At 51.2% G+C, this 13,778-nt stretch carries 10 protein-coding genes; 2 read left to right on the top strand and 8 right to left on the bottom strand.

What is annotated here, in order from left to right:
* Positions 1-56: 56 nt before the first annotated feature.
* Positions 57-1,835 carry an aspartate--tRNA ligase gene (gene aspS, locus IDM49_RS06035; RefSeq protein WP_190723877.1) on the bottom strand — a complete coding sequence of 593 codons (1,779 nt, stop codon included), beginning with the start codon at positions 1,833-1,835 and terminating at the stop codon, positions 57-59.
* A gap of 105 nt (positions 1,836-1,940) precedes the next feature.
* Entirely contained in the window at positions 1,941-3,284 is a 1,344-nt protein-coding gene (gene hisS / locus IDM49_RS06030) for a histidine--tRNA ligase (protein WP_190723876.1), read from the bottom strand.
* A gap of 338 nt (positions 3,285-3,622) precedes the next feature.
* On the opposite strand from hisS, the gene IDM49_RS06025 reads away from it, so the two are divergent.
* Both IDM49_RS06025 and IDM49_RS06020 read left to right on the top strand, forming a co-directional pair.
* On the top strand, positions 3,623-4,912 hold the full coding sequence (locus IDM49_RS06025) for a DUF349 domain-containing protein (RefSeq protein ID WP_228008017.1): 1,290 nt from the start codon (positions 3,623-3,625) through the stop codon (positions 4,910-4,912).
* Between the two features lie 96 nt (positions 4,913-5,008).
* Entirely contained in the window at positions 5,009-5,755 is a 747-nt protein-coding gene (locus IDM49_RS06020; protein ID WP_193836641.1) for a hypothetical protein, read from the top strand.
* Between the two features lie 66 nt (positions 5,756-5,821).
* Here IDM49_RS06020 and IDM49_RS06015 read toward each other — a convergent pair whose 3' ends face one another.
* From IDM49_RS06015 to ruvC, 6 genes are all read right to left on the bottom strand, one after another.
* On the bottom strand, positions 5,822-8,194 hold the full coding sequence (locus IDM49_RS06015) for a RelA/SpoT family protein (protein WP_190723874.1): 2,373 nt from the start codon (positions 8,192-8,194) through the stop codon (positions 5,822-5,824).
* 173 nt (positions 8,195-8,367) lie between these two features.
* Positions 8,368-9,429: a protein translocase subunit SecF gene (gene secF / locus IDM49_RS06010; RefSeq protein ID WP_190723873.1), complete on the bottom strand. Its 1,062-nt coding sequence runs from the start codon at positions 9,427-9,429 to the stop codon at positions 8,368-8,370.
* Complete coding sequence (gene secD, locus IDM49_RS06005; RefSeq protein ID WP_168613868.1) at positions 9,422-11,107, bottom strand: protein translocase subunit SecD; 1,686 nt, start codon at positions 11,105-11,107, stop codon at positions 9,422-9,424. Before secD ends, secF begins: the two co-directional genes overlap by 8 nt.
* Before the next feature lie 203 nt (positions 11,108-11,310).
* Positions 11,311-12,342: a Holliday junction branch migration DNA helicase RuvB gene (gene ruvB / locus IDM49_RS06000; RefSeq protein ID WP_190723872.1), complete on the bottom strand. Its 1,032-nt coding sequence runs from the start codon at positions 12,340-12,342 to the stop codon at positions 11,311-11,313.
* A gap of 44 nt (positions 12,343-12,386) precedes the next feature.
* Positions 12,387-13,013, bottom strand: coding sequence for a Holliday junction branch migration protein RuvA (gene ruvA, locus IDM49_RS05995; RefSeq protein ID WP_190723871.1), 627 nt, complete (start codon positions 13,011-13,013; stop codon positions 12,387-12,389).
* A 57-nt stretch (positions 13,014-13,070) separates the two neighbouring features.
* Positions 13,071-13,751 carry a crossover junction endodeoxyribonuclease RuvC gene (gene ruvC / locus IDM49_RS05990; protein WP_228008016.1) on the bottom strand — a complete coding sequence of 227 codons (681 nt, stop codon included), beginning with the start codon at positions 13,749-13,751 and terminating at the stop codon, positions 13,071-13,073.
* Positions 13,752-13,778 lie beyond the last annotated feature (27 nt).

The following is a 13,778-nucleotide window of genomic DNA, read 5'->3' as shown; positions in this document are numbered from 1 at the left end:
GTAGCCCCATCAGCTAAAGGAATATATCACTGGTAATAACCAGTGAAACAGGCGTCTTACGCGTCCTTTTTCTCATCCTTCTTAGGCTTGAAATCCACGCCAGCTTCCTTACGCTGCTGAGCGGTGATGGGCGCAGGTGCGGCAGTCAAAGGATCGTAACCGCCACCGGTCTTCGGGAAAGCGATGACGTCGCGAATTGAGTCGGTACCGCCAATCAGCTGTAGAACGCGATCCCAACCGAATGCGATGCCGCCCATGGGAGGAGCGCCGAAGGAGAACGCGTCCAGCAAGAAGCCGAACTTCTCGCGAGCTTCTTCTTCGCCAATGCCCATAACGTTGAAGACGCGTTCCTGAACGTCCTTACGGTGAATACGAATTGAACCGCCGCCAATTTCGTTACCGTTACATACGATGTCGTAGGCGTAAGCCAGGGCATCACCAGGGTTCTGGTCGAAAGAATCGAGGAACTCGGGCTTAGGCGAAGTGAATGCGTGGTGCACTGCTGTCCAAGCTGAGTTACCAAGAGCCACATCGCCGGATGCGGTTGCATCTGCAGCGGGTTCAAACATGGGAGCATCTACAACCCACACGAATGACCAGTCGCCATCCTTGATGAGGCCGGTGCGGTGACCGATTTCAACACGTGCTGAACCGAGCAGTGCGCGTGATGCCTTAGCGTCACCCGCAGCGAAGAAGATGCAGTCGCCGGGCTTAGCACCGGTTGCAGCAGCCAGACCTTCACGTTCTGCATCAGTGATGTTCTTGGCTACGGGACCGGTGAGTTCGCCGTCTTCCTGAATGAGAACGTACGCAAGACCCTTTGCGCCGCGCTGCTTAGCCCATTCCTGCCAAGCATCCAGGGTACGGCGTGCCTGCGAAGCGCCGCCTGGCATAACTACCGCGCCAACGTAGGGTGCCTTAAAGACGCGGAAAGTCGTGTCCTTGAAGTAATCAGTAAGTTCAGTAAGTTCAAGACCAAAACGAAGGTCGGGCTTATCTGAACCGTACTTCTCCATTGCATCTTTGTACGTGATGCGCTCAATAGGACGAGGAACCTTCACATCGATAAGGTTCCAGACTGCTTCCACAATGCGCTCACCGAGATCAATAATGTCTTCCTGATCAACGAATGATGCTTCAATATCGAGCTGAGTAAATTCAGGCTGGCGATCCGCACGGAAGTCTTCGTCACGGTAGCAACGAGCAATCTGGTAGTACTTTTCAATGCCACCAACCTGCAGAAGCTGCTTGAACAGCTGCGGTGACTGAGGCAACGCGTACCATGATCCGGGCGCCAAGCGAGCAGGCACCAAGAAGTCACGTGCGCCCTCAGGAGTTGAACGGGTCAAGGTCGGGGTCTCAACCTCGGTGAAGTTATCCGAAGCCAAAACTTCACGGGCTGCACGGTTTGCATCTGAACGCAGACGCATCAAACGAGCAGGTTCGGGACGGCGCAAATCAAGGTAGCGGTACTTCAGGCGAGCCTCTTCGCCCACCTCAACATGCTCATCAATCTGGAAAGGCAGAGGCGCTGCAGTATTGAGAACCTCAACCTCCTTAACCATGACCTCAATTTCGCCGGTCACTAGGTTAGGGTTTTCGTTGCCCTCAGGACGCTTGGAGACCTCACCGGTGACCTTCAGGACGTACTCGTTACGCAGGTGCTCAAAATCAGCTTCGTTGTGGAAGACGACCTGGGTTACACCTTCACGGTCACGCAAGTCAACGAATGCGACGCCACCGTGATCGCGACGGCGTCCAACCCAACCTGCAAGAGTAACGGTTTCACCAATGTTTTCGGCGGTCAATTCGCCGAGGGTATGTGTGCGTAGCACTCATAATCCTTTCGTAGGCGCCAGCTTCTAACTGGCTCACTATGTTCTGGGCGTGCCGTTGAGTAGGCACGGTGAATTAATAAAAGTTTATCGGTTCAGTGAAGCTTATTCGCCAACCGCTGTCACTGAAACCTTCAGATCCTCAGCCGGAGGGTTCCAGGAGGTCGGGTCTGCCTCGACCTGTTCTCCACATCGGATGTCCTTGACCTGGTGGTCGATAACACCGTCCTTTTCGTTCAAGAACCAGACAAAGGGAATCCCACGTTTTTCAGCGTATTTAATCTGCTTACCGAACTTAGCCGCATTGGCAGAAACTTCACACGCAATGCCGCGTGAACGAAGATTATCTGCAACGTCCTGAGCTGATGACCACATCTCATCATTGGTCAATGCAATAAATACTGCTGAGGGAACTGAGCGTGAGGCTTGAGCAAAGTTCTGTGACAGGATGCGTGCGACCACACGGGTGACACCAATCGACAGACCAACACCGGGGTAAGTCTTCTTACCGTTGGATGCGAGAGACTCGTAGCGTCCGCCAGAGCAAATGGAACCCAGCTGTTCGTGGCCTACCAGCACAGTTTCGTAAACGGTGCCGGTGTAGTAGTCAAGGCCGCGTGCAATAGAAAGATCAGCAAGGACGCGACCGGGTGCTCGCTTTGAAGTTTCTGCAATGACTTCTTCAAGTTCTGCAATGCCCTCTTCAAGCAGCTCATGCTCAACACCAAGAGCTCGAACCTGTTCTACAAAGGAAGTGTCATCGGTTTTGATTTGAGCCAGTTTAATTGCGGCTTCTGCCTGCTCATCGTTAGCGCCGAGTTCGTCCTTGAGAAGCTGAGCCACAGCGTCCGGGCCAATCTTGTCAATTTTATCGATAGAACGCAACACGCCGGCAGTGTCTTCGAGACCAATGCCCTTATAGAAACCTTCGGAAAGTTTACGGTTGTTGATGCGCAACTTAAAAGCAGGAATCGGAAGCTTGGAGAGAGCATCCACCATGACTAGAGCGAGCTCCACATCGTAGCGGAAGGGCAACTCGCCATCCCCCACAACATCAACGTCCGCCTGGGTAAACTCACGTGCGCGTCCCTCTTGGGGGCGTTCACCACGCCAAACCTTTTGAATCTGGTAACGCATAAAGGGGAAGTTTAGATATCCCGCATTTTCAACGACATAACGCGCAAACGGCACAGTGAGGTCAAAGTGCAGAGCCAGCTTTTCTTTCTTACCGCGAGAATCGTCTTCTTGTAGGCGAGAAATTGCGTAAACCTCTTTATCGATATCACCCTTGCGCAGCAACTGATCGATAGTTTCAACGCTACGAGTTTCGATAGGAGAAAAGCCGTGGAGCTCAAAGGTTTCACGCAAAGTATCCAGTACAAAATTCTCAACCAGACGCTCTTGAGGCAAGTGCTCTGGGAAACCAGAAAGTGAAGCCTTACGGGCCATTATTTAAACTCCTGAAAACGGACGATGATACTACCAACCTGTAATCCCCGTCAGATAACGGGAAAACACAGTTACTTTAAAGATTACTTGAAAAACCACTACTCCCCCAACTAACGCACGGATTCACAAGCTGATGAGCTCTTACGATTGGTCACACCAGTATCTCAGGAAATGACCTGCATTTCCCCTACAAAATTCACTGTGAATGATGCGCAACAAGACCAGACGACAGTAGACTAGGAGGACGTCGTGCGCCCATGCCCACTGAGTTAGGTATACTCACGACGTCACGTTGTACATATGTGCTTTATGCACCAAACGAAAGAGAAGTTTTAGCGGTGACTAACAAATCCGACGACAACACCACCGTCAACCTCGAAGAGGCCCGTAAATTTGGCCGAGTATCAGAAGACAATCACGTTTTTGTCATCGTAGAAGGCGAAGATTTTGTAGTTGGTCAGGTGCCTGAGGCAAAGACCGCTGACGAAGCTCTCGCTTATTTCGCTCGCAAATTCCAGAACGTAGAATCACAGGTTGCCCTGCTTGAATCACGAGTTGAAAACAAGGCGCCAGCTGCTGATACACAGAAGGCTGTAGAACAGCTTGCTAGCCAGCTTGCTAAGCGTGACATGGTGGGTGACTACACCAAACTTACTGAGCGATTGGCCGCTCTCACCAGCAAAATTGCTGAACGCGCAGAAGAAGAAACCAAGGAATCTGAAGCTAAGCGTGCTCAGGCACTTGAGGCTCGTGAAGCAATTGTTTCTGAAGCTGAAAAAATTGCGGCTCAGGATGAAGACAAGATTCACTGGAAGAACTCATCCAACCGCATGAATGAGCTTTTCGAAGAATGGAAGAAAGTTCAGCGTGAACTCTTCTTGCCCAAGGCAATTGAAGACGAGCTCTGGAAGCGTTTCCGCGCAGCACGCACCTCATTCGATAAAGCACGCCGCGCTCATTTCTCGCAGCTCGATGCAGCAAACGCTAAGGCTAAGAAAGTTAAGCAGGGTCTGATTGAAGAGGCAGAAGCTCTTTCATCCTCAACCGATTGGGCTGAAACCACCGCTAAATACCGAGCTCTGATGGATCGTTGGAAGGCAGCTCCCCGCGCATCACGCCGTGAAGATGACGCCCTCTGGGCTAAGTTCCGCGCCGCACAGGATAAGTTCTTTGACGCTCGCACTGCAGCAAACGCTGAGCTGGATAAAGAATATGAAGCCAACCTTGCAGTCAAGGAACAGCTACTCCAAGAAGCTCGCGCAATCCTGCCCGTCAAGGATATAAAGGCAGCTAAGGCCGCACTTGAACCCATTCTTGACCGATGGGATGCTGCCGGTCGAGTTCCCCGCAAAGCTGTGCGTCGCATCGAAGGCGAACTCAAGAAAATCCAGGATGAAATCCACAACGCTGAGAGTGCTAAGTGGTCAAAGAGCGATCCTGAAAAGAAGGCACGCGCCAACTCAATGCTGACTCAGCTTGAAGGTTCCATTGCGGGACTTGAAGCTGACCTTGAGAAGGCGCAAGCTGGTGGAAACTCGAACAAGATTAAGAAAGCGCAAGAGGCACTGGATGCGCGTCGTCAGTGGCTTGAGACCTTGAAGGCTTCATCTTCTGAGCTCAATAACTAAATAGTTTATGACGTAAAATTTCGCGGATTTCGGAGTTATCCACAGCCTCCGGAATCCGCGATTTTTTATTGCTCGCTTTCATGTACCCTAAATCTCATGAGCCATGACACACATTCAATTCTCACGATGCTTCCATACCCGTTGCTTGATGCTTCCGAGCAATCTGAAGCTGAACAGATAGCGCAGTTGAGCCGTAGAATTGTACCCGTCCGAAAACCTGAACCGTATATCCGAGAAAATGAGGTCAACAGGTCTCTCAATCACCAGTGTCTGGAAGAAATGATTGATATCGGCTCTCTTGATTTACAACCCGAAGAGACTTCAGCCCTAGTTGCAGACCTGAACTTGAAGCATCTAGTGGGGACATTTTTTGTTCAAAATACTGTGAGCGTTACACCACGCCATCGATTCATAGCGCTTGGTGCATCGGTTCCTGAAGTTGCCAGACAAGCTGGGCGGTTCTCGCGCACCACTGCAGGTTGGGCATGGGGCTTCAATCCATTACCGGAAGAACTGCACATGGATTTCGACAGGCTCAAAAGGCCCAATCAAGAGATTCTCAAAAGACACGGACTAACTGTGCACCAGGTACATTTGCATCCACTTGAAGGCGCCCAATATCACGAGACGACGTGCACTACACCCCTGAAAACCGTTGTTGACTTGATTGTTCATCATGAAAACCTGGCTCTAGATTATCTACCCACCACGCTGTCTGATGCGCCATACGGATGCACGCCTGAGAGCATCATCAGTTATATTCAAGAAACCCCCTACGTTCGCAATAAAGATAGGGCCGTAGATATCGTTAAAGTTGTAGAGGCACTCAGCAGAATCCGATAGTTATCTCAATGTAAAAAAGTGCGCCGTGACTTTTGGTTCACAGCGCACTTTATACTGAATAGCGTTTTAGGAAGAACGTAATCCCGTCAGGCGGTAGGCGCGGTAGACGCCATCAACGTTCTGAATAACATTGATGAGATGTTCCAACATAAACCTATCCCCGAGTTCCAAGGTGTAACGAGATACCGCAAAACGGTCTTCGCTCGTATGAACCCTCGCGTCCACAATGTTGACGTGTTGCTCAGAGATGGTACGAACTACGTCAGATAGTAGGGCCTTGCGGTCTATACCTTCCACCTGAATCTGCGTGCGGAATACAGCCGTACCGGTCGGAGCCCATTCAACCTCGGTAAGTCGAGGTTCTTCTTCAGCACGACGCATATTAGGGCAGTCTTTTCGATGCACCGAAATACCCTGCAGCTTGGTAACAATACCAACAATGTCATCCGGGGGTACAGGATTGCAGCATCGAGCTATTCTTGTCATCACACCTTCAGCGCCGGGAACCACAATGCCGTTATCGCTCACCGGCTGACGACGTTCAGTGAACATTAGCTCGTCAAAGTCATTAACTTCGGGCTCAGGCTCGGTCTGATCGCCATTGTAAAGCGTTACCAGAGTGTCAATGACATCCTGCGCGCTAATCTGACCATCGCCCACAGCATGGTAGAGCGAAGCTACATCGTTCTTATGGAGAATCTGCGCAGCCTGAGTCATTAAGGCGGGCGTCATCATTTTCTGCAGAGGCAGCTCGTGATGACGCATAGACTTGGTGAGATTGTCGCGGCCTTTATCAATAGCCTCTAGACGGCGTCCTTTAGCAAAGTGCTGGCGGATTTTAGTGCGAGCACGTGAGGACGCGACAAATTTCAACCAGTCTTCACTCGGCTCAGCATTTTGAGCGTTGCTGGTCAAGATTTCAACGGTATTACCTGAATCTAAGACAGTGTGAAGCGGAACCAGCTTGCCATCAACACGAGCCCCGACAGTTTTCTCTCCAACTTCAGTGTGAATTGCGTATGCAAAATCGACAGGGGTCGAGTTACTGGGTAGCGGAATAGGTTTACCCTGCGGGGTTAGCACTACAATCTCATCAGTATCGAGATTTTCAGCCAGCATCTCGTAGAATTTCTCGGACTCAGGGTTTGAACTCGAGATTTCAGCGATGCTCTGCAAAACATCAATGTTGAGATTTTGAGAATGAGGCTGATGCTCGTGGCTTTTACCGTTTGTGGATGCGGCGTCTTTCTCACCGCGCGAAGCCGCTTTGTAACGCCAGTGTGCTGCTACACCATACTCAGCTTCTTCGTGCATCTTGTAGGTACGAATTTGGACTTCGAAGGGAAAGCCACCAGGGCCAACCAAGGTAATGTGCAAGGATTGGTAGTGGTTATTCTTAGGAGCTTTAATGTAGTCCTTAAAACGACCGGGAACGATAGGCCACAGCCCCATCACATGACCCAACACGGTATAGCAAGTGGCCTCGTCATCCACCAAAATACGCACGGCGAGAATGTCATTGATGTCGTCAAAGCTTTTATTCTTAGACTTCATCTTTTGGTGGATGGAATAAAAATGCTTGGGACGGCCCGTAATCTGCGCATCAATACCCACCGCGTTAAGATGCTCCAAAATGGTGGTTCGTCCTTCTGCAAGGTACTTTTCCATTTTGGGGGTTCGCTCCCCAACCATACGCACAATTTCAGCGTAAATATCTGGAGACATGGCCGCAAACGAAAGGTCTTCGAGTTCCCATTTGATGGTGTTCAGACCGAGTCGATGAGCTAGCGGAGCATAAATTTTAAGCGTCTCTTCTGCCTTCTTTGCGGCTGATCCTGCTGAGACAAAACGCCAGGTTCGAGCATTATGAAGACGGTCTGCAAGTTTAATGAGCAGTACGCGAATATCTTTACTCATGGAAAGCACGAGCTTGCGAATTGTTTCAATGGGTGCGTGCTCGCCGTATTTAACCTTATCGAGCTTAGTCACGCCATCAACGAGATAGGCAACCTCTTCACCAAAATCAGCAGTGAGCTGCTCATGGGTATATTCGGTGTCTTCGACGGTGTCATGAAGAAGACCAGCAACCAGTACAGGACCTGTAGCCCCGATTTCAGCCAAAATAGTAGTAACAGCAACCGGATGCGTGATGTAAGGATCACCGCTTTTACGTTTCTGCCCGCGGTGGTACTTATCAGCTACCTCAAAAGCACGCTGTAGAACATCGAGATCCTCATCAGGATGATACTTCTTGACGGTTCTAATGACGGGTGCCAGCACCGGAGAAAAATGACCAGACGGTGAGACATCAGGTGCATAACGAGGAAAAACTAGACGGGTGGGGACGCGTTCGCCAGCAGACATGACGCGGTGAGAACCTCGCGTGGGTTTAGGGTTTTTGCCGCCCTGAGCCGAACCAGCATTGTGAACATCTGCCATGACGCTCCCCCTGTTCCATTCCGTGTGTAGGTTTATTGTATGCCCAAGCACATATTTCTGCACGTTGACTTGCGTAACCTTGCTTCACCGATACCCCGGCTAACATAGGCACAACAAAGGCGGCCACCTGTGCAGGTGACCGCCTTCGCTATAGAGGGGTGATGAACCCATACTTAGAACGAAACGCTATTGATTTCGATGTTCTGAGCAGGTGCTGTGGCAACGCGCGCCGCAACCGGTTCATCTTTCAATTCGCCAGAGCGATACTTTGCAACGAGCTCACCATGTTCGCTCACACGTTTCTCGCCTAAACGCAGCAACGCATACAGCGGAGCTGCAACGAACAAGGTTCCCAACGTACCCACAATAATGCCGATGAACAAAGCCAACGATAAATCTTTCAAGGTGCCGGCACCAAGCAACATCGCGCCAATAAACAAAATCGAACCGACCGGCAAGAGACCCACAATCGAGGTATTAATCGAACGCACCAGCGTCTGGTTGACGGCCAAGTTAATCTGCTCGCCAAAAGTACGATCCTTGCGTTCAAAAATATCAGCTGTGTTTTCACGAATCTTATCGAAGACAACCACCGTGTCATACAGAGAGTAACTCAAAATGGTCAAGAAGCCGATGATCGCGCTCGGAGTGATCTCCAGGCCAATGAGAGCATAAAGCCCGACCGTAGTGCTGACGGTAAAAATCAAACCGGCGATAGCAGAAACCGCCATCTTCCACGTACGGAAGTAAAGCGCCATACCCAGCATCACTAGCAGAACAAACCAGACCAAACCCCACATCGCCTGTCGAGTGACATCAGCACCCCAAGTAGGACCAACGAATGATGAGGTAACATCTGAGTCCTGTACGCCATAAGCGTCCTTGAGAGATGAGGCTACAGCTAACGTCTGCTCATCGCTGAGTTCGCTCATCTGCGCGCGAACCGTACCGGGAGCAATATTCGTCACGCGTACATCGGTTGCCTCCGGTGCAGCCTGAGAGACCGCGTCCTGCCCCACTGTAATATCGGTGTTAGAAACAGATGACACCGTGAATTCTGAGCCGCCGCGGAAATCAATACCGAGGTTGAAACCGCCCTTAAGTACGGGAATCAAAGCTGCAATCACAACAATTGCAAATGCCAAGGCAACCCAACGCTTACGGTGAGCAACAAAGCCAAAAGACTTTTTGCCCGAATGCAGGTCGTTACCAAACTGGGCAAGTTTATTAGCCATTATTGACCTCCGCTGCCTTTTCTTCTTCCTCTTGGGCTAGGCGCAACGCACGACGACGTTCCGCCGCTCCCATACCATCATTCTCTTCAGGTGTGCGGACGCGTCCTGCTCCTCTGTACAACGGTGCAGCCCCCAGAGCCTCAGGGTCCATGCCCGAGAATCGACCACCATTTGCAAAGTATTTGGTGTGGCCGAACAGAACCATCATGGGGTGAATCAACAGGTACGTAACAATCAGGTCAGAAATCGCAGTCAAACCAAGTGTGAATGCGAAGCCGCGTACGTTACCAACAGATGCTAAGTACAGAACCACAGCAGCGAGAAGATTCACTGCCTTCGAGGCCAAGATTGTGCGCTGCGCGCGATCCCAACCATGATCAATTGCAGCTGCGATGGTACGGCCGTTACGAATCTCATCACGGATACGTTCGAAGTAGACGATGAAGGAGTCAGCCATCAAACCGATAGACACGATTAGACCAGCGACACCCGCCAGCGACAGGCGGTAGTTCATCATATTGCCCAGCAGAATAATGAGCGTCAGTGAGAACGATGCAGCAACCATAATCGAGATGATGTTAATCAGACCCACTAAGCGATACTGGAACAGCGAGTAAATGAAGACCAAAGTCAAACCAATCGCACCAGCAATCAGACCCCACTTGAGCTGATCCTGACCCAAAGTTGCAGAAATCTGCTGCTCAGACTGAATGTCGAAGCTAATCGGAAGCGCACCGTACTTGAGCTGTTCACTCAAAGATTTAGCGGTTTCCTCGGTGAAATTACCGGTAATCTGAGACTTACCATCGGTAATCACAGCCTGAGATGTAGGTGCCGATAGCACTTTACCGTCCAGCATAATCGCAAAACGTGAACGTGCATCCTGAGGATTCTGCGCACCAATACCCACAAGACGAGAAGTCACATCCTGGAACTTCTGGCGTGCGGTATCGGTCAGTTCCAGATTCACGCCCCACTGGCCTGTTGAAACACCCTGAGACGACTGAACCTGCGAGTAACTAGCATCCTTAATGTCAGTACCGTTCATTTCAACCGGGCCGAGAATGTACTTCTCTGCACCATCAGTAGAACACGCTACAACCGGTTTGCTAGGATCCTGTGCTTCGGTATCTTCATTTGCGACAGCCGCACAATCCTTCGCTTCATATTCCCGGAAGATGTCAGCGGTCACCCAGTTCATATCGGAACCGTCTTGAGGCTCCCCCGTTGGCTGAGGAAGCTTATCCTCAGCAGTTCGCTGATCTTCTGCGACAGGAGCACCATTACCAGCGACCAACACTGAACGGAAAGACATTTCAGCGGAAGCCTGAATCAAATCACGAGTCTGACTATCAAGTGTACCCGGAACAGAAACAACCACATTCTTACCGGACTGAGTTGTCACCTCTGCCTCGGCAACACCAGAACCATCAACGCGCTGACGAATGATATCGACAGCCTGAGCCAGCTGTTCCTCGTTCACCTCTCCAGAGTTATCACCAGAAACCTTTGGCGCAAGAATCAACTGTGTACCACCGGATAGGTCCAAAGCGAGCTTAGGTGACCAGGTTCCACCGGTCGATGCGAATGCAAAAATACCGCCTATCACAGCGGCTATCACCACGAACATACCAATGATGGCGTTCCTAGCTTTAGCGAGCTTACGGCTACTAGCCATATACTGCCCCTTATATTGAGTTAAATTCACAACGCAAATGCACGTAAGCATCAAAAATATTCGCTTACGTGCATTGTGCTTTTGATATTTAATTATGAACGCTGTAGCTGGTGGAACGCTGTATTCTTATCCGATTTTGAGACACAGTTAGAAAATTAAGTGCCACGCAAACCGTCTTGCGTTGGTTTAACCACAAAAATTGGTTACGCCATTTCCGGTGCTTCTAGCCCTAAGTGTTCCCACGCAGCGGGTAAGGCAACGCGTCCCCGAGGGGTTCTACCCACCATACCTTCACGCACCAGATAGGGCTCAGCCACACTTTCAACTGTCTCAGTTTCTTCGCCGACCGCAATGGCAAGAGTTGAGAGACCAACTGGTCCACCGCCAAATTTATGAATCAGAGCTTCGAGAACATCTCTGTCGAGACGGTCAAGACCACGCGAGTCAACCTCATACATATCAAGGGCTGATGCCGCGTCGTGGGCGTTGATATCGTCTATCCCATTCACCAGAGCCCAGTCGCGGACGCGACGAAGCAAGCGGTTAGCAATACGCGGAGTGCCGCGTGAACGACCAGCAATCTCGCCAAAACCTTCGGTTGAAATTCGCATATCCATCAAACCAGCGCTACGGCGAAGCACCAGTTCAAGTTCTTCAACAGAATAGAACTCAAGATGTCCGGTAAAACCAAAACGGTCTCGCAATGGGCCAGGAAGTAAACCGGCTCGTGTGGTTGCACCCACCAAAGTAAATGGCGGCAGATCCAGCGGGATTGAGGTTGCGCCTGCTCCCTTACCGACCACAATGTCAACGCGGAAATCTTCCATCGCCATGTAGAGCATTTCTTCTGCAGGACGTGACATGCGGTGGATTTCATCGAGGAAGAGAACCTCACCCGGAGTCAATGATGAAAGAATAGCCGCCAAATCACCGGAATGCTGAATTGCGGGGCCGGAGGTGATGCGCAAGGGTGCTTCCATCTCTGCAGCAATAATCATGGCCAGCGTGGTTTTGCCCAGGCCGGGAGGACCAGACAGCAAGACGTGATCGGCGCTACGACCGCGCATCTTGGATGCTTCAAGAACCAAAGAGAGCTGCTTGCGGACGCGCTTCTGCCCTACAAAATCGTCGAGATTCTTGGGGCGAAGTGCCGCCTCAATCATCTTTTCTTCGGGTTCTTCCTCTGTTGCAACTAGGCGCTGACCGGGAATGTCAGCTCCGCCTGCAATACTCATAGACCTAAACCTCTACTTCAAACTTAGTGCGCGGTTGACGGTGCTTAATGGCGGCCCAAAGAATGCTGAGACCCCAGCGTTGCCAGTACCGACTTGAGCGCCTGAGCAACCGACAGTGTTTCCGCATTGGGGTCGTGCTGAATGAACGCATCCACTGATGCGGTAGCGTCCTTTTCGCTCCACCCCAGCCCCATCAGAGCATCAACTACCTGAGGCTTCCATGCAATCCCGGTATTCAAAGGCAACTGATCAGCTGAATTTTCTTCACCCGAAAGAATGAGCTTTCCGGCAAGCTCCAAGACGATGCGACGCGCCCCCTTAGGGCCAATACCCGGCACCTTGGTAAAGGCTTTATCATCACCGGTCGCCACGGCCCGTTCAATATCAGAGGCGGTATGAATGCCCAAGGCAGCCAATGCAATGCGCGGACCAACGCCCGAAACGGACAGGAGAAGGTCGAAAACAGCGCGTTCTGCCGGCTCTGCAAAACCGTAAAGAGTCATGGAATCTTCGCGCACAATCATGGTGGTGAGTACGGTGGCTGTCTCCCCCACATGCAAGGATGCCAAAACACGCGCTGGCGCGTTCACCAACATGCCAAAACCATTGACATCAATCACTGCGGAATCAAGACCTACGTGCTGTACGCGGCCGGTCAAAGAACTAATCATAAAAATAATTCTATTAGAAAATATGTTCGAATATCTACCCTATGGGCGTGCGGCTAGTTACGACCTTCTAGCTTTCGCCTCAGCATCCATCCAAGCACGTTGTGCCGGGGTGAGGTTTTGCTTACGACGCACGCGAGCATGGGTAGACCTTGAGCCCTGGTGAGTCTGGGTGTGCTCGGACATGTTAATACCGGAGCCAATACCTCCACCGCGCCAACCGTGGCAGATGGCCAAAGCCAACGCATCCGCCGCGTCCGCAGGCTTAGGAAGAGCATCAAGACCCAAGATACGTGCAACCATTCGCTGCACCGACGCTTTATCAGCTCGACCAGAACCCGTCACAGCGGCTTTCACCTCAGATGGGGTGTGAAAGAAAACAGGAACACCGCGAGAAGCGGCAGCTGCAATCACCACACCCGAGGCATGAGCGGTACCGATAACAGTGTTCACCTGCTCCTGGGCAAAGATACGCTCAATCGCCAGAGTGTCGGGCTGATACGCATCAAGCCACTGTCCCGCAGCCTCGAAAATTGTGTGCACGCGATGATCCAAAGACTGGGTCGCTGGAGTTCCAGCAACACCAACATCAACAAAATGCGCCTTACGGTTAGCAGTCATATCAACCATGCCAAAACCGCAACGCGTCAAGCCCGGGTCAACACCCAAAATACGGGCAGCGCCCGGAACACGAGCTTCACGCTCGCCTTCCGGGCGCCTAAAGTTCAGTGAAGTAGGCAAACCCTGCCCTCACCTTTCTCTTCAAGA

Origin of the sequence: Rothia terrae, from assembly GCF_014705925.2 — a bacterium.
Classification (GTDB): Bacteria; Actinomycetota; Actinomycetes; order Actinomycetales; family Micrococcaceae; genus Rothia; species Rothia terrae.
Note: the sequence above shows the minus strand (reverse complement) of the source record. Positions and strands in the feature narration are given on the sequence as shown.